Genomic DNA, 20,097 nt, shown 5'->3' on the forward strand with positions numbered 1-20,097 from the left:
GTCGCCGCTGTCTCAGGTTTCCTGCAACAACGGCTGCAGGGCTTTGTCTATGGCCTCCCGAGCGCGGAAGATTCGAGAGCGCACGGTACCCACCGGACACTGCATGACGCTCGCAATGTCCTCGTAACTCAGACCATCGAATTCACGTAAAGTTAACGCCGTACGCAAATCTTCTGGCAGTTGCTGGATGGTCCGATGGACGGTGCCTTCGATCTCATCTCGCAACAACGCGCGCTCGGGGGACTCCAGATCCTTGAGGCCATGATCGCCGTCGTAAAATTCCGCATCCTCGGAACTTACATCGCTGTCTGGTGGCCGCCGACCGCGGGACACCAGATAGTTTTTTGCCGTGTTGATGGCAATGCGGTACAGCCAGGTATAAAAGGCGCTGTCCCCGCGAAAATTACCAAGCGCCCGGTAAGCCTTGATGAAAGCTTCCTGCGCCACATCCTGGGCTTCATGGGTGTCGTGGACAAAACGCACGATCAACCCGAGAATCTTGTGCTGATACTTCAGCACCAACAGATCGAACGCTCGCCTGTCGCCACGCTGCACGCGCTCGACAAGCTGCTGATCCTCTTCCTGGGTTAGCATGAACACTCCTCAGTGAACTCGAAGGAGCGTTGCACCTGCCATCGTTCAGGCTTGCAACCATAGACTCGGGCTTTGCGCAAAAGTTCTCCCCTCCAAGCAAGTTTCCTGCGGCCCTTGGTCGGCTCGCACGAAAAACGCAGCGCGGTCACGGCCGGCTGCGTCGATAATCGGGTCTCGAATACGCAAACAGTGCCTTCAAGGGGCGCCTGCCATGCGTCGCCGCGGCATTGTGGCGTGCGGGCATCCTTCTATGGATATCCGTACATCACGGAAAGTTCCCACAAAAGGCTCCCTGGACTGCACAAGCGCCATTGGAAATCAGGGCCTTGGGGCTGCTATAAAGGCAGCCGGTCCAGATTCACGATAGTTTCACAATGCCATAAGCGCCTGACTATTGTGCCGATCCCCCCCTTCAGATACTAGTGTCCTGACATGAGCCAACAATTCCAACATGATGTTCTCGTGATCGGCAGCGGCGCCGCCGGCCTCAGCCTGGCCCTGACCCTCCCCGGTCACCTGCGCGTCGCCGTGCTCAGCAAGGGCGACCTCGCCAACGGCTCGACCTTCTGGGCCCAGGGCGGCGTGGCCGCGGTGCTGGACGACACCGACACGGTGCAGTCCCACGTCGAAGACACCCTCAATGCCGGTGGCGGCCTGTGTCACGAAGACGCCGTGCGCTTCACAGTTGAGCATAGCCGCGAAGCGATCCAGTGGCTGATTGACCAGGGCGTGCCCTTTACCCGCGACGAACACGCCGGCGATGAAGAAAGCGGCTTCGAGTTCCACCTGACCCGCGAAGGCGGCCACAGCCATCGGCGCATCATCCACGCCGCTGATGCCACCGGCGCGGCGATCTTCACCACCCTGCTGGCGCAAGCGCGGCTGCGGCCGAACATCGAGCTGCTGGAACAACGGGTAGCGGTCGACCTGATCACCGAGCGGCGCCTGGGCCTGGACGGCGATCGCTGCCTGGGAGCGTATGTGCTGGACCGCACCAGCGGCGAAGTCGACACCTTCGGCGCGCGCTTTACCGTGCTCGCCACCGGCGGCGCAGCCAAGGTCTACCTCTACACCAGCAACCCCGACGGCGCCTGCGGCGATGGCATCGCCATGGCCTGGCGCGCCGGTTGCCGGGTGGCCAACCTTGAGTTCAACCAGTTCCACCCGACCTGCCTGTACCACCCGCAGGCCAAGAGCTTTTTGATCACCGAAGCCCTGCGCGGCGAAGGCGGCCTGCTCAAGCTGCCCAATGGCGAGCGTTTCATGCCGCGCTTCGACCCGCGCGAAGAACTGGCCCCGCGCGACATCGTCGCCCGCGCCATCGACCATGAAATGAAGCGCCTGGGGGTGGACTGCGTCTACCTGGACATCAGCCACAAGCCGGCCGAATTCGTCAAAAGCCACTTCCCCACCGTTTACGAGCGCTGCCTGGGCTTTGGCATCGACATCACCCGCCAGCCGATCCCGGTAGTACCGGCCGCCCATTACACCTGCGGCGGAGTGATGGTCGACGAACAAGGCCAGACCGACGTGCCGGGCCTGTACGCCATCGGCGAAACCAGTTTTACCGGCCTGCACGGCGCCAACCGCATGGCCAGCAACTCGCTGCTCGAATGTTTCGTCTACGGGCGTTCGGCGGCCAACGACATCGTCGCTCGCCTGGACCAGACTGCAATGCCCCGGGCGCTGCCGTGCTGGGATGCCAGCCAGGTGACCGATTCGGACGAAGACGTGATCATCGCGCACAACTGGGACGAACTGCGGCGCTTCATGTGGGACTACGTCGGTATCGTGCGCACCAACAAGCGCCTGCAGCGCGCCGAACACCGGGTGCGCCTGCTGCTCGATGAGATCGACGAGTTCTACAGCAACTACAAAGTCAGCCGCGACCTGATCGAATTGCGCAACCTGGCCCAGGTCGCCGAACTGATGATCCGCTCGGCCATGCAACGCAAGGAAAGCCGCGGCCTGCACTACACCCTGGATTACCCGGGCATGCTCACAGAGGCCCGCGACACTATCCTGCAGCCGCCCACCTACGCCGACTGAATTTCAGGCGCAAACGCAGGCGCCGGTGCTGCACCGGCTCCAGCGCGTCGAAGGCGATGCACTGGCCCTCGTTGAAACGCCGCCCGGCCCGGCGAAAACGCAATACCACGCATCCGGGCAAGGCCAGGCTGTCGGGCTTGAGTTGCACCGCCTGCCAGCCCTGGGCGCGGCTGAACAACTGCCAGCCGTGGGCATCGCGGCGCAGGGCAGTAATGGCGTTGGGGTGGGTCAGCAGGATGCGCCGGGGAATGACCCAGGCGCCATGCAGCAGGCACAAGGCAATGGCCGCCAGGCGCAGCCACAGGGGCACCTGCAGCAGGCTCAGGGCCAGCAAGGCCAGCAGCAGGCTGGCCAGGTATGCCGCCAACAGTGCCCTTGAGCCCTGCCAGCGACATTCGAAACGCTCACTTGGGCTGGACACGGTCCAGGATGATGCGAACCATGCGTTGCAGCTCCGGGTCTTCGGACTCGCTGCGCTCCATGAACCAGCCGAACATGTCCTGGTCTTCGCAGCCGAGCAAGCGCCAGTACAGTTCCCGGTCTTCCGGGCTCAGGGTTGGAAAAACGTCCTGGCTGAAAGGAACCAGCAACACGTCCAGCTCGAGCATGCCACGGCGGCTGTGCCAAAAGAGCTTGTTGAGTTCAATTTGTTCGACCATGAAGCCCTCCAAAAATAGGCCGCCAGTATACAGAGCCAGCGCCCGGGGGACACGCGACGTTGGTCCGGACATGTGAGCAAATAATGACAGAGGCCTGTACTCAACTACCTATTTTGCCGACAGCGCTCTATCATGGGCCCCAGTCCTATCACCTTGCGATAAACCATGGCCGATTCCGCTTTTTTCTGCACCCTTTCCCACGAAGGCGTTCTCGCCGTCCGCGGCTCGGACGCCGGCAAGTTCCTGCAAGGCCAGCTGACCTGCAACATCAGTTACCTCAACGAGCATACCGCCAGCCTTGGCGCCCGCTGCATGGTCAAGGGCCGCATGCAGTCGAGCTTTCGCATCCTCTCCGAGGGCGATGGCTACTTGCTGGCGATGACCCGCGAACTGCTCGAACCGCAACTGGCCGACCTTAAAAAGTACGCAGTGTTCTCCAAGGCCAAGCTGACCGACGACAGCGCTGCCTGGGTGCGTTTCGGCCTGCACGACGGTGCAGCCGCGCTGCCGGCCCTGGGCCTGGAAGTGCCGGTGCAGACTGACGCGGTCACCCGTCACAACGGCTTGGTCGCCATTGCCGTATCGGCTGGGCGCATCGAGTTGTGGGTACCTGCCGAGCAGGCCCCGGCGGTGCAAGCGCAACTGGCGGCGCAGTTGGCCGAGGCCGGGCTCAACGACTGGCTGCTCGGACAGATCCGCGCCGGTATCGGCCAGGTCATGCTGCAAACCCGCGAGCTGTTCATTCCGCAGATGATCAACCTGCAGGCCGTGGGTGGCGTGAGCTTCAAGAAAGGCTGTTACACCGGCCAGGAAATCGTCGCGCGCATGCAGTACCTGGGCAAGCTCAAGCGCCGCCAGTACCGCCTGGCCCTGGCCGAGGGTGACCTGCCGCAGCCCGGCACCGAAGTGTTCTCGCCCACCCACAACTCCTCCGTTGGTGAAGTGGTACTGGCTGCCCGCAGTGAACAGGGCTGCGAACTGCTGGCCGTGCTGACCGCCGACGCGGTTGCCGACAACAACCTGCACCTGGGCAGCGCCGAAGGTCCGCGCCTGGAGCTGCTGACGCTTCCTTACGAACTGGACCGCGATCGCGAAATCCAGCGCTGAGCCTGCGCCCGCCCTGCACGGGCGGGGCACTCGTCAATTGCGGTAGAGAATCACCATGAACAAGATGGCCGAGATGATCCAGGCCCACCTGCTGAGCGCCATCGACAACGATGACCTGGTGCTGCCGACCCTGCCGGAAGTGGCCTTGAGCATTCGCGAAGCCGCCGAAGACAGCGAGATCAGCGTCAGTACCCTGAGCAAGGTGATCGGTCGCGATGCAGCGTTGTCGGCGCGCCTGATCAAGGTGGTCAACAGCCCCTTGCTGCGCGCCGCCACCGAGGTCACCGACCTGCAAACGGCCATCACCCGCCTGGGCATCAACTACAGCTGCAACCTGGCGATCGGCCTGGTGATCGAGCAGATCTTCCATGCCCGCTCGGATGTGGTTGAGCAAAAAATGCGCGAGATCTGGTCAAAAAGCCTCGAAGTGGCTGGCATCAGCTATGAGCTGTGCCTGCGATTCACCCAGCTCAAGCCGGACCAGGCAGCCCTCGCTGGCCTGGTTCATCAGATTGGCGCACTGCCGATCCTGCTGTATGCCGAAGAGCACAACGAGCTGCTCTCCGACCCGGTCAGCCTGAACTATGTAATCGAACAGATTCACCCGGCACTGGGCGACAAGATCCTCAGCGTCTGGGAGTTCCCCGAGCAACTGGTGCACCTGCCCGGGCTGATCCAGGACCTGGATCGCGGCACCGACAAGGTCGACTACGTCGATATTGTGCAGATCGCCCAGGTGCTCAGCAGCAACAGCAAGGAACGGCCGCTGGCCGCCCTGCCCGCCTACCGCCACCTTGGCCTGCCTACCGGCACTGAACTGCAGGCCAGCGACCTGCTAAATGCCAAGGCGATGTTCCGCTAGTCAGCGCTGAAGCTGACCCGCACCTTCAAGCCGCCACGCTCACCATCGTGCAGGCTGATCTGCGCCAGGTGCGCGCGGCAGATCTCGCCGACAATCGCCAGGCCCAGGCCAGTGCCCTGGGCGCCGCGCCGGTAGAAGCGCTCGAAGACCTTTTCGCGCTCGCTTTCAGGAATCCCCGGGCCGTCGTCTTCGACTTCGAGAATGCCCGGCTCAACCACGCGCAGAATCACATCGCCGCCCTTGGGCGTATACGCCATGGCGTTATCGACCAGGTTGCTCAGCAGCTCATTGAGCAGCGTCGGCTCGCCGCGCACCCACACCGGCCCCTCGGTCTCCAGGGCCAGGGCGACGCCACGCGCATGGGCCAGCGGCGCCATGGCCATGCCCAGCTCACGGGCCAATTGGCTGAGGTCGAGCAATTGCGCGCCGCCTTCGGCAATCGCCCGGGCGCCGTTTTCAACCCGCGCCAGCGACAGCAACTGGTTGGCCAGGTGGGTCAGGCGATCGGTGCCTTGCGCGGCGGCCTCAAGGGTTTCGCGCCAGACTTGCGGCTCGTTGGAGCGCAAGCCCAGTTCGACCCGCGCCTTTAGCGCTGCCAGCGGCGTGCGCAGTTCATGGGCGGCCTCGGCGATAAACTGCGCCTGGCGTTCGAACTGGCCGCGCAAGCGTTCGGTAAAGTGGTTCAGGGCGCGCACCAGCGGGCTCAGCTCGCGCTGCACCTGGACCACCGGTAAGGCCCGCAGGTCATCGGGCTGGCGTTCTTCCACAGCGCTGCGCAAGCGCTCCAGCGGACGCAGGGCGGCGCTGACGGCAAACCACACCAGCATCAGCGCGCCAAGGGCGAGCATACCCAGGCGCAGCAGGGTATCGGCCATCAGGCTGCGGGCCATGCGCACCCGCGCCTCTTCGGTTTCGGCCACGCGGATTTCGGCCATGCCGTTCATGTTCGGTTCGCTGACCGCCTTGAGCAGGCTGACCACGCGCACGTCCTGCCCCAGGTAACGGGCGTTGTAAAAGCGCGCCAGGGCCGGGTAATCGTCGGTACGCGGAGTATTGGGCGGCGGCGCCGGGAGGTTTTCGTAGCCGGAGATCAAGCGCTGGTGAATATCGTTGACCTGGTAGTAGATACGCCCGGCGCTGTCGTAGGCGAAAGTATCCAGGGCCACGTAGGGCACATCGGCGCTGAGGGTGCCGTCGCGTTGCGACAGGCCCGCGGCGATGGTCCGTGCCGAGGCCAGCAAGGTACGGTCGTAGGCGGTGTCGGCGGCTTCACGGCCGTTCCAGTAAGCGCTCAGGCCGCTGGCCAGCATCAGCACCACCAGCAGGATTGCCAGGTTCCATAGCAGTCGCCCGCGCAGGCTGTCGCTGTTACGCATCTTTGTGCTCGAGCAGGTAGCCGAGCCCCCTGAAGGTGACGATCGCCACGGCATGGCCGTCGAGCTTCTTGCGCAGGCGGTGCACGTAGATTTCGATGGCGTCGGCGCTGGCTTCTTCGTCCAGGCCGAACACCTGGGCGGCCAGCTGCTCTTTGCTCATCACCCGCCCGGGCCGCGCAATCAGTGCTTCGAGCACCGCCTGCTCGCGGGAGGTCAGGGTCAGCAGCTCTTCGCCGAGGGTGAAGCGCCGGGTATCGAGGTCGTAAACCAGCGGCCCGCAGCGCTGCTGGCGCTCGCCACCGAGCACGCTACGGCGCAGCAGGGCCTTGACCCGCGCCTCAAGCTCGGTCAGCTCGAACGGCTTGGCCAGGTAATCGTCGGCGCCCAGGTTCAGGCCATGAACCCGGTCCTTGACGTCGCTGCGCGCGGTCAGCATCAGCACCGGCACGGTCTTGCCGCGGGCCCGCAGGCGCGCCAGCACCTCGAAGCCGTCCATCCGCGGCAGGCCGACATCGAGTACCGCCACGGCGTATTCCTCGCTGGCCAGGGCCAGGTCGGCGGCCACGCCATCATGCAGCACATCCACGGTCAGGCCGGTGCTTTTCAGGGCCTGGGCCACGCTTTCGGCCAGTTGCAGATGGTCTTCGACGAGCAGCACACGCATCGATTTCTCCCCTTTGCGTCGCGTTCAATGGCGCGGAGTGTACAACCGACAGCCCGCCTGTGAAGCCTTCGGCGCAATCAAAAGCTGCTGAAAGGTTAGCGAAAGGTTCAAGCCCTAGCATCCTCTCACGGCTCACTCTGCTTGCCGTAAAACCGGACCCAAGGTCCGAACTAATAAGAACAATAACGGAGTCACTCCACGATGCTGTCCATGCAGCCGCAGGCGTACGCGCCTACCCGACGTCTACCTTCCCGCCAGACCGCAGTTGCCAGCGCCCTCGCCCTTGCCGGCGTCGCCCCGTTGAGCCAGGCCGCCTTCTTCGATGACAGCAAGGCGAGCTTCGAAACCCGCAACATGTACTTCAACCGCGACTTTCGCGATGGCACCAGCGCCCAGCAATCCAAGCGTGACGAATGGGCCCAGGGCTTCATGCTCAATTTCGAGTCAGGTTATACCGACGGTACTGTAGGCTTCGGCCTGGATGCCCTGGGGATGCTCGGTATCAAGCTCGACTCAAGCCCCGACCGCACCGGCACCGGCCTGCTGCCAACCCACGACGATGGCCGCGCCGCCGACGAGTATTCCAAGCTCGGCCTGACCGGCAAGGTGAAGATCTCCGCGACCGAACTCAAGATCGGCACGCTGATCCCGGAGCTGCCAACCCTGCAGCCAAACGACGGGCGCATCCTGCCGCAGACTTTCGAGGGCGGCCTGCTGACCTCGGGCGAAATCAGCAACCTGACCTTCACCGGCGGGCGCCTGGAAAAAGCCCGCGACCGCGACAGCACCAACAACGAGGACATCGCCCTCAACAACAAGAACAGCCGATTTCTTGGCACCGTCGCCGGCAACCATTTCGACATGGCCGGCCTGGACTACAGGTTCACCGACAAGATCACCGGCAGCTACCACTGGGCCCAGCTCGATGACGTCTACCGCCAGCACTTCGTCGGCCTGATCGCCTCCCAGCCGTGGGGCCCGGGCACCTTCGGCGCCGACCTGCGCATGGCCTTCAGTGACGACCAGGGCCAGGCCCGCGGTGGCAACATCGACAACACCGCGCTCAACGGCATGCTCAGCTACGGCCTGAACGGCCACAAGCTCAGCGCCGGCTACCAGCACCTGTCCGGCGACACCGCCTTCCCCTATGTCGATGGCGCCGACCCGTACCTGGTCAACTTCGTACAGATCAACGACTTCGCCGGCGCCGACGAGCGCTCCTGGCAAGCCCGTTACGACTACGACTTCAGCAAGCTCGGCATCCCCGGCCTGACCTTCATGAGCCGCTACATCAGCGGCGATAATGTCAGCCTGGCCAATGGTGGCGAGGGCAAGGAGTGGGAACGCAACACCGAGTTCAAGTACGTGGTGCAAAGTGGCGCCCTGAAAAACGTCGCCGTGCGCCTGCGCAACGCCACCTTCCGCTCCAACTTCGCCCGCGATGCCGACGAAGTGCGACTGCTGGTGAGTTACAGCCTTGCGCTGTGGTAATCCCTGATAACAATAACGTTCACGGAGAGACACGATGACTTTTTCACTGCGCCGCATTGCCCTCGCCACCGGTTGCCTGCTGCTGGCCGGCAACGTTCTGGCGGGCGAACCGAAACGCCCTGAATGCATCGCCCCGGCTTCGCCCGGCGGCGGTTTCGACCTGACCTGCAAACTGGTGCAAAGCGCCCTGGTCAACGAAAAGATCCTCAGCAAACCGATGCGCGTCACCTACATGCCCGGCGGTGTCGGCGCGGTGGCCTATAACGCGGTGGTCGCCCAGCGTCCGGCCGATGCCGGCACCCTGGTGGCCTGGTCCAGTGGTTCGTTGCTGAACCTGGCCCAGGGCAAGTTCGGCCGTTTCGATGAAAACGCCGTGCGCTGGCTGGCGGCGGTAGGCACCAGCTATGGTGCCATTGCCGTGAAAAGCGATTCGCCCTACAAGACCCTCGACGACCTGGTCGCGGCGCTGAAAAAAGACCCGAGCAAGGTGGTGATCGGCTCCGGCGGCACCGTCGGCAGCCAGGACTGGATGCAGACCGCGCTGATCGCCAAGGCCGCCGGGATCAACCCGCGCGACCTGCGCTACGTGGCCCTGGAAGGCGGCGGCGAAATCGCCACGGCGCTGCTCGGCGGGCACATTCAGGTCGGCAGTACCGACATCTCCGACTCCATGCCGCACATCCAGAGCGGTGACATGCGCCTGCTTGCGGTGTTCGCCGAAACCCGCCTGGACGAGCCGGAAATGAAGGACATCCCCACCGCCAAGGAACAGGGCTACGACATCGTCTGGCCGGTGGTGCGCGGTTTCTACCTCGGGCCGAAAGTCACCGATGAAGAGTACGACTGGTGGAAAGCCTCGTTCGACAAGCTGCTGGCCTCCGAAGAGTTCGCCAAGCTGCGCGATCAGCGCGAGCTGTTCCCCTTCGCCATGACCGGTGTCGAGCTGGACACCTACGTCAAGAAGCAGGTGGCTGACTACAAGGCCCTGGCCAAGGAATTTGGCTTGATTCAGTAAGCCTCTCCCCTTTCGAACGCATCGCGGGGCAAGCCCGCTCCCACTTGCCCCGCGAAAAGAGGATTCCGCAATGATCCTGCAACGTCTCTTCGCCCTGTTTTTGCTGGCGCTGTGCGCCGCCCTGGCCGTAATGGCCTGGCCCTACCAGGCAGCCTTTTCCTACGAACCGGTCGGGCCACGTGCCTATCCCTTGCTGATGCTCGGCCTGATGGCCGCGGGCCTGCTGTACCTGGCCTTTCGTCCCACGCCGATCGTGCACAAGGACGACGAACCCGAACTGGACCGCGAAACCCTGAACAAGATCGGCCTCTGCGTCGCCTTGCTGCTGGTCTTTGCCGCCACCTTCGAGCCATTGGGCTTCATTGTCAGCAGCATCCTCATCGGCGTGCCGATGGCGCGCCTGTATGGCGGGCGCTGGTTGCCCAGCGTGGTGATCATCGGCCTGATGAGCATCGCCCTGTACTGGCTGTTCGACCGTGTGATGGATGTGCCCCTGCCCCTCGGCCTGCTCGACGTTCTGGAGAACTGACATGGATACGCTTGGTTATCTCGGCCAGGGCTTCGGCGTCGCCCTGAGCCCCTACAACCTGGTTACCGCCCTGTGCGGCACCCTGATCGGCACCGTGGTCGGCTTGCTGCCGGGCCTGGGCCCGATCAACGGCGTGGCGCTGCTGATTCCGATTGCCTTCGCCCTCGGCCTGCCGCCCGAGTCGGCGCTGATCCTGCTGGCAGCGGTGTACCTGGGGTGCGAATACGGCGGGCGGATCAGCTCGATCCTGCTCAATATCCCCGGTGAAGCGTCGACGGTCATGACTACCCTCGACGGCTACCCCATGGCCCGCCAGGGCCTGGCCGGGGTGGCGCTGTCGCTGTCGGCCTGGAGTTCGTTCATCGGCGCCTTCATCGCCACCTGCGGCATGGTGCTGTTCGCGCCGCTATTGGCGAAATGGGCGATCGCCTTCGGCCCGGCGGAGTATTTCGTGCTGATGGTGTTCGCCATTGTCTGCCTGGGTGGCATGGCCGGTGACCGGCCGTTGAAGACCTTCATCGCCGCGCTGATCGGGCTGTTTCTTTCCAGTGTCGGCATCGACGCCAACAGCGGCGTGTACCGCTTCACCGGTGACAGCGTGCACCTGGCCGATGGCATTCAGTTCGTGGTGCTGGTCCTAGGCCTGTTCTCCATCAGCGAGATTCTCCTGCTGCTGGAAAAAACCCACCATGGCCACGAAGCGGTGAAAGCCACCGGGCGCATGCTGTTCAATTTCAAGGAAGCGGCCTCGGTATTCGTCGTCAACATTCGCTGCGGCCTGCTCGGTTTCATCATGGGCGTGCTGCCCGGTGCCGGCGCAACCCTGGCCAGCGCCGTGGCCTACATGACCGAAAAGCGCATCGCCGGTGCCAGCGGCACCTTCGGCAAGGGCGACAAGCGCGGCCTGGCCGCACCGGAAACCGCCATCGGCGCCTCCTGCTGCGGCGCCCTGGTGCCAATGCTGACCCTCGGCGTACCCGGCTCGGGCACCACCGCCGTGATGATCGGCGCCCTGACCCTGTACAACATCACCCCGGGGCCGATGCTGTTCGCCCAGCAACCGGACATCGTCTGGGGGCTGATCGCGTCGTTGTTCATCGCCAACATCATGCTGGTGATCCTCAACATCCCGATGATCCGCATCTTCACCCGCATCCTCGCCGTGCCGAACTGGGCGCTGGTGCCGGTGATCGCGATCATCACCGCGATCGGTGTGTACGCGGTGCATGCCACCACCTTCGACCTGTTCCTGATGATCGGCATCGGTATCTTCGGCTACATCCTGCGCAAGCTGGACTTCCCGCTGTCGCCAATCTTGCTGGGCTTCATCCTCGGCGGGTTGATGGAGCAGAACCTGCGCCGGGCGCTGTCGATCTCCAATGGTGCCCTGGACATCCTCTGGTCAAGCCCGATCAGCATGAGCGTGTGGGGCCTGACCATCGCCATGATGCTTTTGCCGCTGCTGCGCATCTGGCGCAAGCGCAGCCTTCAGCGTCGTGCCCTGGCCGATGTCTGATGGCCGCTTGAAACTGTACTGGGCCACCGGCCTGGTCGGCCTGGCCGGCGGTTACCTCGCCAGCAGGGTCGGCTGGCCGCTGCCGTGGATGGTCGGCTCGTTGCTGGCGATCATCCTCGTGCGTTGCCTGACGCCCTGGCAATTGAGCGAGATCCCCGGTGGGCGCAAGTGCGGGCAGTGGATCATCGGTATCGGTATCGGCCTGCACTTCACCCCGGCGGTGGTCGAGCAGGTGGCGAGCAACTTCGGCCTGATTTTCTGCGGGGCGCTGATCACCAGTGTTTCCAGTGTGGTCGGGGTGTGGTTGCTGCGCCGTACTGGCGAAGACCGCGCCACGGCGTTCTTTTCCAGCATGCCCGGCGGTTCCGGGGAGATGGTCAACCTCGGCGCCCGTAACGGCGCGGTGCTCAGCCAGGTGGCGGCGGCGCAAAGCCTGCGGGTGCTGGCGGTGGTGCTGTGCGTGCCGGCGCTGTTCAAGTTCCTGCTCGGCAATGGCGTGCCGCTGACCCATACCGGTAGCGTCAACTGGGGCTGGCTGGTAGTTATCTGCCCGCTGGGCGTGTTGCTGGCCCTGGGCTGGCAGCGTTTGAAGCAACCCAACCCGTGGTTGTTCGGGCCGTTGCTGGTGGCGGCGGTGGCCAGTGTCAGCGCCAACCTGCAGGTGGCCCTGCCCGATGGCGCCAGCCAGATCGGCCAATGGTTGATCGGCAGCGGCCTGGGTTGTCACTTCAACCGCGCGTTCTTTCGCCGGGCACCGTCGTTTCTCGGCCGCACCTTGATTGCCACAGCCTTGACCATGCTGATCGCCGGCCTGGCCGCGTGCGTGCTCAGCGTCATGACCAACCTCGACCTGCGCTCGCTGACCCTGGGCATGATGCCCGGCGGCATCGCCGAAATGAGCCTGACCGCCGAAACCCTGCAACTGTCGGTGCCACTGGTGACGGCGCTGCAGGTCATGCGTTTGCTGTTCGTGCTGTTTCTGGCCGAGCCGTTGTTCAGGCACTGGGACAAACGCTGCGACTGAAACAAAAAAAGAGGAAGCCAAGGCTTCCTCTTTTTCATTGCGGGCTTACCAGGTGAAACGCACCCCGACGTTGGCACCGAACGGCTTCTCGATCTTGTCGCCGTTGCTGTAATCGATATCGGCATGCAACTGCAGGCGCTCGGACAGCGACACGGCAATACCGGCACCGACCTCGGCACGCGAGCCGGACAGGTCATTGTTGAACACGTTGTCGTTGACCTTGACCTGGTTGTTCTTGGCGAACTCGTGCACCGCGGCAGCGCGCAGGTACGGCTGGGCAAAGCGCCCCTCGCCAAGATCAAAGTTGCGACCCACCGTGGCACCGGCCTTACCCAGCACCGAAGTAGTACGGTCACCTTCAGCCTTCAGGCCGCTGTCCAGGTCGTAGGACGCGCCCTGGATGCTCACTGCCGACACTTGGGCGAAAGGCTCAACGAAGTAGCCGTCATCGAGCTTGATATGACGACCGAACTCGGCCGACGCACCGACGCCGTTGGTCTTGTAGTTGCCCTTGGCCTGGCTGCCGTCACTCATCGCCACCTTGGACTTGTTGTCGAAGCGGTTGACCTTGGCCACCGCGTCAAAGTAGTAACCGCTGTCCTGGTCCAGCCAGGTGGTGTAGGCACCGGCGTAGTAGCTGTCGACCGTACCGGTAGTACCGCGGCTCAGGTCCAGGTCGGACTTGCTATGACCGGCCAGCACACCGACCAGCCACTGGCTGTCGCCCACCTGGGCATCGGCACCCAGGGTGAAGCCCTGCTGGGTTTGCTTGTAGGCGGTGCCAGACGACTCGGCAACGTTGTATTTGCTGCCATAGGCACGGCCCCAGGCGCCGCTTTTACCTTCGTTGTAGCGCAACTCGCCCATGCGGGTACGCAGCGACGACAGCTCGCCGTACCACACGGTCGGTGCGGTATTGAACAGCGCCAGGACCGAACGGGTGCCGGGGCTGATGACCTTCTTCTCGGTGTCCAGATGCCAGTCGTTGCCTTCCTTGGTCAAGCCGTAGGAAAACGCACCCAGGTCGACCGGACCGTTCACCAGGCTGAACTCGGCATCGCCGCCGCCGGTAGTGACCACGGTAACCCGCTCAACCGCATCAAGCTCCAGCCCGCTGGCTTTGATCGCCAGGCTGTGCTCCCCTTTGGCCTCGCCAGTCACGTTCAGGCGATCACCTTCACCCGTGGCAAAATCAACGGCCATATGGAAGGTGCCCTGGCCCGTCAGGGTGCCGACGTCAAGCTGATGGAAAGCACCGGAATCGCCGAAGCTGACCTGCCCACCGTCAAGGTTCAGTGCTGCCACCTGATTCGAGCCGTCCATGATCCAGTTGGCCTGGCTAGCGATGTTCAGCGCTTGAACATTGTGCAGATTGCCCCGCAGCTGCGCGGAGTTGATCAGGCTTACGCTCGCCTCACCAAGCCCGTCGACCCGCACATCACCCTGCATTTTCGCTTGGTCAAGCGTAAGCTTCAGGTTGCTGGCGTCGCCCACCTGTACATCGCCCAGCAATTCGGAATGGCTGACCTCGACAGTGGCCGAGCCACCTTCGGTCACTTCCAGCAGGTTGCCATTGCCGCCATGCAAGGTCGAACCGTTGGCGACCCTGATTTGCGCCTGTGCGCTACGCACCTCGATGGCTGCAGCGTCCTCGCCGACCACCCGGGTGCCATCCAGATCGACCAGCCCGCCCACACCTTGTTGGCCGGCATTTTCGTTGGCAATCAGTACACCAATGCCCCCGCCCTCAATCAGGCTGTCACGCGCTTGCAGTTGCCCATTGAGTAGCAAGACGCCCCAACCATTGGAGTCGCTTGCCTTGACCTGGCTACCTTGCAGATACAGCTCACTCCGGGCGGTTACCCAGGCGCCGGCATTAGTGCCGGAAACCTGGCTATCACTGACCCGTGCGACAGAATGGTTACCGCTGTTCAAGTCCCGAACCAACTGCAAACCGACACCGTCATTGCTGACAATACGGCTTTGGGTAATTTCGGCCTGACTGTCAAGCAACCTCACGCCTGTCCCCACAGTTGCCGTGACCGAGGCTCCGGTGAGACTCATGGCTGCCTGGTCGGCAGCGATATTCAAGGTACGAGCGCCCTTCTGCACCGTGAGCTGCGCGCCCGGACGCAGGTCGAAACGCGTCAGAGTGTGCTGGGCATCGACCGTGTACGGGCCCTCGATGACAATGGCCAATGCGGTGTCAGCCAGCAACAGAAATGGAAGGGTTGAAATCGCCTTGATCGTCCGGTTACGCGGTTGCGACGTACGTGGGGTTGTTTTCATGATTTGTTTCGCTCTCCAATCAGCGCTAGTGATCTGTCTGACCGAAGCGCCTGGTTACTTAGGGAGCGCGAAGGTTAAAGATTAGGCTCCTAGAATTATGTAGGAATAATCCTAGGAGCCTATAAGGTGAATCAACAGTGATGACAGGCTACCAATGATCTGACGCTATGTGCCGCGGCAGTTTTGGCCACACATCTCACTCGGACCGCAAATACATCCGCCCTGGTTCAAAACACTGAAACCATTATTGTGAATATCCGACTCACCAATGAGCACCCCACCGTTAAATAGCCGCCAGCGCACAGCAAAGTAACCATTGGCTGTACCTTCTGCATAAGGTGAACCGGGTACCGTGAACACTTTTCCGTTCGCTATTTCAGCGGCCGTAAAAGTGAAATTCACAAGATCCGAACCATCGCTCTGAGGCGCAAAAGTATAGCGTGTAGCGTCGACAGGCGTGCCGGGAAATCCGCTACCAATATCGTAAAGTAGCCAGTCCAGTTCAAAGTGGTAATTTTCTTTGACGTGCTCAGCATCCTTCATCTGAATGCGGATGCCTTCCCACGGCCGCTCACAGCAGGCAATGAAGCCATTGTTGTTGACATCAGGCACCGTCACCGAGACCAACTCGACCACCTCCGCAACCCTGACCGATACACTCTGGCTTGCCGACTCTTGATGATTACCCTCAGGGGTTCCATCGGAAATTTCATAGTAAAGCGGTACCGCAGTGCCCGGCCCATTGAGTAGAACTGTTGCCCAAGGCAAATCAAATTCCAGAGGGTCAACCAGCGGGTCTGGCAAAATGACGGGCGCCAGCCGGGTGTGCAAGTGGCCATACACCGCGGTCACCACATCCCCAGGCTTGGCGCCGTCGTACAAGGCGATCCGGATGGTTGCAGGTTGATTCGCATCATCGGGTGTCAGTTGGTTGTCAGTATCCGAAACAGGCGGCACGACGGTGGGTGTATGGATTTCAGGGTTGACCGGATCGGGATCTTGCGGATCCGGATCCGGCCCTACTACGCGCATGTCGTAGTCGAAGTTTGCATCGGGTGAGGCCACCGGAATACCGCGCAAAACAATATAGTGAAGCTTGATGCTGCCATTAGCAGGAACCAGGCTCATCCACAATGGATAGGGGATGCGAAGCTCCAGCGGAAAGCTGAATCCACTGCCAAGTTCAGTAACGGCGACGATATCGTCATTGACAAAAAGCTGGAGCCTGTCGCCAACTTCTGGATTGTCATACGTCAGGATCTCGACCAGGGCCCCCTCCCGCGCTTGCGCCAGGTTGGTAGGCGCATTGGGCATGGTCGGCGCAAGCAAACCGGTCGGAATCGGATGCAGGACCAATTCGAACGGCATGACAAAGGAGCGAACGCTAGGGTTCTCTGCACGGTCGTAAAGCACATACTCAATCAGCCGACGGCCTGGCGAAGAAGCCAGAAAGCGGCTGGACTCAATGGCCACGGTAAAGCTGCCAGTGCCCGTCGGTACTACACCAGGGTACACCGGCAGCGATTGCTCGCGAATAAACACCTGGACCAGATCCTGAGGCTGCCTGCCGCTGTAATCTGGGATTTGCAAATCAACGTGAGTGCGGGCCTCCAGGTACTCTCGGGTCATGTAGCCTTCTGCAAGTTCCGGATCGACAAAGTCGGCGGAAGGTAGAGTAGCGTCACCCGGTGCAATGCTATCGATCGACACTGTCAGTGCACCGCCCAATTGACGATTGCCGTCGGGGGTAAAGATCTCGTAGTTCAGCGTTCGCGCACCGTGATTGTTACCCAGTTGTGCAATGGAAACCGTATATAGCGTTTCGAAGTCTGCAGCTTGAGGCGGCCACGGCACGCGTTGATTGACAACTTCAACCTCCCCCTCAACAGAGGCCAGTTTAACAATCAAGCGCCCTTGATTACCAAAAGAAGGTTGACCGACAAAAGGGTCGATTTTGAACTGAAGCCCTCTGTCCCACTGACTTCTTGGCAACAAGTTCGGTTGCGGCGGGGATTCCCCGGGCACATCCTCCAATGTATTCTGCGGATTGAGTTGCGGAACATCCCGACTGTTATTCGGCGACGATGGAATAGCGAGCACACCGGCTTTTTTCTCTGGCAAGTTCATGATCCAACTCCGAGATGGAATTAAATTAAACTACTTGGGTTCCAGCACCAACCAACAAATTTTCAAGGTTCATTGACCAGTACATTCCTGTGTCACGACCACACTCAGCGCACGGCACTAAATTAGCCGCGACAGTACGTTCCCCCGGGATACACAATGGACACCCGTACAAAGCTCAACTGGGAATAGTGACGACGCCCGTTTGAGCGGGTGATGCGATAGGACACCAACCCCGAACCTGGTACTTCGCCAGGCAACTCAATGAAAGGACTAAAGGGTAACAACAGCAGAACAAAGCCATCGCGAACTTCATCTGCGCTTAACGGTTGGTCTTTATCCAGATCAATGGCCGTTTCGGCGATGGGCGCCGAACCATTGGTGTTCCGGCAGCCTTGCCAGGACAACCGCACCCGGTCACCGATTTGCAGGTGCGCGCCACCCTCGACTTTTATCCGTATGCCCCGGTAAGGCGGCCACACGCTATTACAATTGATCCACAAGTTCCGGTCGGCATCAGGAAAGGTTGCGGCAGGCAGATCGCGCTGCAGCGAGAGTTCAACCAGTACCGAGGCACTGGGCGAATGCTGGTAATTGAAGCCATTGAAGGTGTGATAGAACACCGGCAGCGCTTCGTGGTTAGGTTGAGCTTCAACAATGGGCCAGGGAACTTCGATCACCACCTCCCCTCGGCTGATGTCTGTCGCGGTCAACTGATGCTCGAAGGCTTGGGTGTGAGCGCCCCAGTACACGCCCAGCCATTGATCGACCAACAATTGCGGATGCAGGGTGATCCGAACCTGCGCAGCAAAGCCGATGTCTTCTTCAACCAGGTGGTTGTCTGCGGTCTTGCCCAGTACGACGGGTAAGGGCAGACGAGGGTTGACCGGTCCCGGATTCTCCGGATTGCCGGGGCCAGCGACGGTTATGTTGACGTGTACCGTAACAACCGGAGACCCCGCGCCCACACCGCTCAATGGCCTCCATTGATAACGCACCGGCGCTTCGATCACGTTGTCCAGCGCCCCCAGGCTCAGCACCGCCCATGACACCGGGAAACGCAATGGCCAGGCCGATGCAACGCTCTGTTTGCCAAGGGTCTGCCCGTTCCAGAAGGCCTCTACCTCATCGCCAGGGCTTGCGTGGGCGATCAACGGGACCTCGACCTCCACGCCACTGCGCGCATCTTCCAGATCGATCAGGCCATCGGGCTGCGCACGGGGGATTTCTGGTGGCAGCAGCACAGGTGCCGCCGCCAGCGCGACTTCAAAGTCCTTGGGTTTGGAAACATCACCCGAGTAACCCGAGCGGTCCCTGAGCCGGTAGATACAAGAGCGCAAGCCATTTTGTCGCTGACGAACAAGCTCACCCGGAATGACCACCTGCACCGGCCGGCTCGGGTCGCTGACGCACACCCTGCCATCAGCATCCTCCAACCGCAGCTCGGTAGTGGGTCCACGCGTATTTATCCAGAACCAGAAAAGCTCGTCGCCATAGCGGATGTCCTCCCAGGTGGTGGTTGCGGTCAACTGCTGACCATTGGCCGCAAGCACTTGCTCGGTGATAACGTGCGGGATGCCGGCAAAGCCCAGCACCTCGCCAGGTTCGCCATAATTGGGAGCCACGGTATCGATCAGCACCCATACGGACTCCGAGTGACTAACGTTGCCGGCGATCACTTCATAGCGAACACCGAACTCGCCCGGCGTCAGCAGCTTGTTTGCGGGGACGGACAGGTGAAGAGGAAAGTACTGCTGGGGATCAAAAAAAGCGGGAAGCGTTTGGGTGTCAACATGATCCGCCCCCCAGTAAAGGCGCACCTGTGTTTCACCAAATGAGACATGGTCCGGCCATACCTCTTCAATAACCACCTCGAGATCGCTCTGGCGATCACTGCGGTGAATGAGGTAGGCGTGCTCGTTGGGACCGGGCGGCAAGGCAACTGGCATGCTGGGGGCCGGCAGCAAGTCAGTATCCAGCGGACGGTTCGTCATTTGCTCCACCCCTGTTCAGAAGATGGAGCTAGTTAATACCTATGACGTTGGCCGCGAAACTGACAAAAATGCTAGGTAGCCAGCTTCAAACCGGCGGCAAACACCAGTCGATCGGGGTCAGCCCGCGCTGCTCGAGGAAGCGGTTGGCCTGGCTGAAATGGCCGCAGCCGAGAAAGCCACGGTAGGCCGACAACGGCGATGGATGCACCGACTTGAGCACCAGGTGCTTGGTGGCATCGATCAGTTTCTGCTTGCTTTGGGCATGGGCGCCCCAGAGCAGGAATACGCTGTTGGGCTGGTGCTCGCTGACCACTTCGATGATGCGGTCGGTGAAGAACTGCCAGCCCTTGTTGGCATGAGACGCGGCATTGGCGCGCTCGACGGTCATGGTGGTGTTGAGCAGCAACACGCCCTGCTCGGCCCAGGATTGCAGGCAGCCGTGCTTGGGGATTTCGATGTTGAGGTCACGCTGCAGCTCTTTGTAGATGTTCACCAGCGACGGCGGCGTTGCCACCCCCGGTTGCACCGAGAAGCACAGGCCATGGGCCTGGCCGGGGCCGTGGTACGGGTCCTGACCGAGGATTACCACCTTGACCTGGTCCAGCGGGGTGGAGTTGAGGGCGTTGAAGATCAGCGGGCCAGGTGGGTAGATCTCTTTGCCGGCAGCGTGCTCTTCGCGCAGGAACGCGCGCAACTGGTGCATGTAGGGCTGGTCGAATTCGGCGCGCAGGGCCTCTTTCCAGCTCGGTTCAAGTTTGATGCGATCGTCGTCAGTCATGGTCGGGTCCGTAAAACAATGGCGCG

Annotated in this window: 17 protein-coding genes; 8 read left to right on the forward strand and 9 right to left on the reverse strand. The window is 61.8% G+C overall.

The genetic code is table 11. From position 1 onward, the window contains the following. Positions 1-12 precede the first annotated feature (12 nt). On the reverse strand, positions 13-594 hold the full coding sequence (gene rpoE, locus LOY37_RS21435; protein ID WP_010220971.1) for an RNA polymerase sigma factor RpoE: 582 nt from the start codon (positions 592-594) through the stop codon (positions 13-15). 432 nt (positions 595-1,026) lie between these two features. On the opposite strand from rpoE, the gene nadB reads away from it, so the two are divergent. Then, positions 1,027-2,643 (forward strand): L-aspartate oxidase, encoded by a 1,617-nt coding sequence (nadB, locus tag LOY37_RS21440; protein WP_258715672.1) that lies wholly within the window; start codon positions 1,027-1,029, stop codon positions 2,641-2,643. Here nadB and LOY37_RS21445 read toward each other — a convergent pair. Both LOY37_RS21445 and LOY37_RS21450 read right to left on the reverse strand, forming a co-directional pair. Continuing rightward, the gene (locus LOY37_RS21445) at positions 2,612-3,064 is read right to left on the reverse strand and encodes a protein YgfX (RefSeq protein ID WP_045197622.1); all 453 of its coding nucleotides are present in this window, start codon (positions 3,062-3,064) and stop codon (positions 2,612-2,614) included. The genes nadB and LOY37_RS21445 overlap by 32 nt on opposite strands. After that, positions 3,048-3,302: a succinate dehydrogenase assembly factor 2 gene (locus LOY37_RS21450; RefSeq protein ID WP_045185642.1), complete on the reverse strand. Its 255-nt coding sequence runs from the start codon at positions 3,300-3,302 to the stop codon at positions 3,048-3,050. Before LOY37_RS21450 ends, LOY37_RS21445 begins: the two co-directional genes overlap by 17 nt. Positions 3,303-3,467: 165 nt before the next feature. On the opposite strand from LOY37_RS21450, the gene LOY37_RS21455 reads away from it, so the two are divergent. Beyond that, positions 3,468-4,409, forward strand: a complete 942-nt coding sequence (locus LOY37_RS21455; protein WP_258715673.1) for a folate-binding protein YgfZ — start codon at positions 3,468-3,470, stop codon at positions 4,407-4,409. 55 nt (positions 4,410-4,464) lie between these two features. Further along, the gene (locus LOY37_RS21460; protein ID WP_045197617.1) at positions 4,465-5,271 is read left to right on the forward strand and encodes an HDOD domain-containing protein; all 807 of its coding nucleotides are present in this window, start codon (positions 4,465-4,467) and stop codon (positions 5,269-5,271) included. On the opposite strand, the gene LOY37_RS21465 is transcribed toward LOY37_RS21460, so the two are convergent. Then, positions 5,268-6,647: a sensor histidine kinase gene (locus LOY37_RS21465; protein ID WP_045197615.1), complete on the reverse strand. Its 1,380-nt coding sequence runs from the start codon at positions 6,645-6,647 to the stop codon at positions 5,268-5,270. The genes LOY37_RS21460 and LOY37_RS21465 overlap by 4 nt on opposite strands. Continuing rightward, positions 6,640-7,311, reverse strand: a complete 672-nt coding sequence (locus LOY37_RS21470) for a response regulator (protein WP_045197613.1) — start codon at positions 7,309-7,311, stop codon at positions 6,640-6,642. The genes LOY37_RS21465 and LOY37_RS21470 overlap by 8 nt, the downstream gene beginning before the upstream one ends. A gap of 201 nt (positions 7,312-7,512) precedes the next feature. Here LOY37_RS21470 and LOY37_RS21475 point away from each other — a divergent pair, with 201 nt between their 5' ends. The 5 genes from LOY37_RS21475 to LOY37_RS21495 all read left to right on the forward strand — a co-directional run bounded on the left by LOY37_RS21475 (position 7,513) and on the right by LOY37_RS21495 (position 12,886). Then, positions 7,513-8,802, forward strand: coding sequence for an OprD family porin (locus LOY37_RS21475; RefSeq protein ID WP_258607877.1), 1,290 nt, complete (start codon positions 7,513-7,515; stop codon positions 8,800-8,802). A 34-nt stretch (positions 8,803-8,836) separates the two neighbouring features. Further along, positions 8,837-9,817, forward strand: a complete 981-nt coding sequence (locus LOY37_RS21480) for a tripartite tricarboxylate transporter substrate binding protein (RefSeq protein ID WP_045197609.1) — start codon at positions 8,837-8,839, stop codon at positions 9,815-9,817. A 70-nt stretch (positions 9,818-9,887) separates the two neighbouring features. Beyond that, positions 9,888-10,346, forward strand: a complete 459-nt coding sequence (locus LOY37_RS21485) for a tripartite tricarboxylate transporter TctB family protein (RefSeq protein ID WP_045197606.1) — start codon at positions 9,888-9,890, stop codon at positions 10,344-10,346. A gap of 1 nt (position 10,347) precedes the next feature. Next, positions 10,348-11,862 carry a tripartite tricarboxylate transporter permease gene (locus LOY37_RS21490; protein ID WP_258715674.1) on the forward strand — a complete coding sequence of 505 codons (1,515 nt, stop codon included), beginning with the start codon at positions 10,348-10,350 and terminating at the stop codon, positions 11,860-11,862. Next, the gene (locus LOY37_RS21495) at positions 11,855-12,886 is read left to right on the forward strand and encodes an AbrB family transcriptional regulator (RefSeq protein WP_258715675.1); all 1,032 of its coding nucleotides are present in this window, start codon (positions 11,855-11,857) and stop codon (positions 12,884-12,886) included. Before LOY37_RS21490 ends, LOY37_RS21495 begins: the two co-directional genes overlap by 8 nt. Before the next feature lie 45 nt (positions 12,887-12,931). Here the strand turns inward: LOY37_RS21495 and LOY37_RS21500 are convergent, their stop codons facing one another. From LOY37_RS21500 to ung, 4 genes are all read right to left on the reverse strand, one after another. Continuing rightward, entirely contained in the window at positions 12,932-15,175 is a 2,244-nt protein-coding gene (locus tag LOY37_RS21500) for an autotransporter outer membrane beta-barrel domain-containing protein (RefSeq protein WP_258715676.1), read from the reverse strand. A gap of 165 nt (positions 15,176-15,340) precedes the next feature. Beyond that, positions 15,341-17,302 (reverse strand): hypothetical protein, encoded by a 1,962-nt coding sequence (locus LOY37_RS21505; protein ID WP_258715677.1) that lies wholly within the window; start codon positions 17,300-17,302, stop codon positions 15,341-15,343. 122 nt (positions 17,303-17,424) lie between these two features. Beyond that, the gene (locus tag LOY37_RS21510; RefSeq protein WP_258715678.1) at positions 17,425-19,293 is read right to left on the reverse strand and encodes a hypothetical protein; all 1,869 of its coding nucleotides are present in this window, start codon (positions 19,291-19,293) and stop codon (positions 17,425-17,427) included. Between the two features lie 85 nt (positions 19,294-19,378). Beyond that, the gene (gene ung / locus LOY37_RS21515) at positions 19,379-20,071 is read right to left on the reverse strand and encodes a uracil-DNA glycosylase (RefSeq protein WP_258715679.1); all 693 of its coding nucleotides are present in this window, start codon (positions 20,069-20,071) and stop codon (positions 19,379-19,381) included. Positions 20,072-20,097 lie beyond the last annotated feature (26 nt).

The organism is Pseudomonas sp. B21-012 (assembly GCF_024749305.1).
GTDB lineage: Bacteria > Pseudomonadota > Gammaproteobacteria > Pseudomonadales > Pseudomonadaceae > Aquipseudomonas.

What these genes read in the sequence shown, in the direction of transcription:
- LOY37_RS21450 (WP_045185642.1), bottom strand. Translation starts at nt 3,302, where the DNA reads ATGGTCGAACAAATTGAACTCAACAAGCTCTTTTGGCACAGCCGCCGT.
- LOY37_RS21500 (WP_258715676.1), bottom strand. Translation starts at nt 15,175, where the DNA reads ATGAAAACAACCCCACGTACGTCGCAACCGCGTAACCGGACGATCAAG.
- LOY37_RS21490 (WP_258715674.1), top strand. Translation starts at nt 10,348, where the DNA reads ATGGATACGCTTGGTTATCTCGGCCAGGGCTTCGGCGTCGCCCTGAGC.
- LOY37_RS21505 (WP_258715677.1), bottom strand. Translation starts at nt 17,302, where the DNA reads ATGAACTTGCCAGAGAAAAAAGCCGGTGTGCTCGCTATTCCATCGTCG.
- nadB (WP_258715672.1), top strand. Translation starts at nt 1,027, where the DNA reads ATGAGCCAACAATTCCAACATGATGTTCTCGTGATCGGCAGCGGCGCC.
- LOY37_RS21485 (WP_045197606.1), top strand. Translation starts at nt 9,888, where the DNA reads ATGATCCTGCAACGTCTCTTCGCCCTGTTTTTGCTGGCGCTGTGCGCC.
- LOY37_RS21470 (WP_045197613.1), bottom strand. Translation starts at nt 7,311, where the DNA reads ATGCGTGTGCTGCTCGTCGAAGACCATCTGCAACTGGCCGAAAGCGTG.
- rpoE (WP_010220971.1), bottom strand. Translation starts at nt 594, where the DNA reads ATGCTAACCCAGGAAGAGGATCAGCAGCTTGTCGAGCGCGTGCAGCGT.
- LOY37_RS21465 (WP_045197615.1), bottom strand. Translation starts at nt 6,647, where the DNA reads ATGCGTAACAGCGACAGCCTGCGCGGGCGACTGCTATGGAACCTGGCA.
- LOY37_RS21475 (WP_258607877.1), top strand. Translation starts at nt 7,513, where the DNA reads ATGCTGTCCATGCAGCCGCAGGCGTACGCGCCTACCCGACGTCTACCT.
- ung (WP_258715679.1), bottom strand. Translation starts at nt 20,071, where the DNA reads ATGACTGACGACGATCGCATCAAACTTGAACCGAGCTGGAAAGAGGCC.
- LOY37_RS21480 (WP_045197609.1), top strand. Translation starts at nt 8,837, where the DNA reads ATGACTTTTTCACTGCGCCGCATTGCCCTCGCCACCGGTTGCCTGCTG.
- LOY37_RS21510 (WP_258715678.1), bottom strand. Translation starts at nt 19,293, where the DNA reads ATGACGAACCGTCCGCTGGATACTGACTTGCTGCCGGCCCCCAGCATG.
- LOY37_RS21460 (WP_045197617.1), top strand. Translation starts at nt 4,465, where the DNA reads ATGAACAAGATGGCCGAGATGATCCAGGCCCACCTGCTGAGCGCCATC.
- LOY37_RS21455 (WP_258715673.1), top strand. Translation starts at nt 3,468, where the DNA reads ATGGCCGATTCCGCTTTTTTCTGCACCCTTTCCCACGAAGGCGTTCTC.
- LOY37_RS21495 (WP_258715675.1), top strand. Translation starts at nt 11,855, where the DNA reads ATGTCTGATGGCCGCTTGAAACTGTACTGGGCCACCGGCCTGGTCGGC.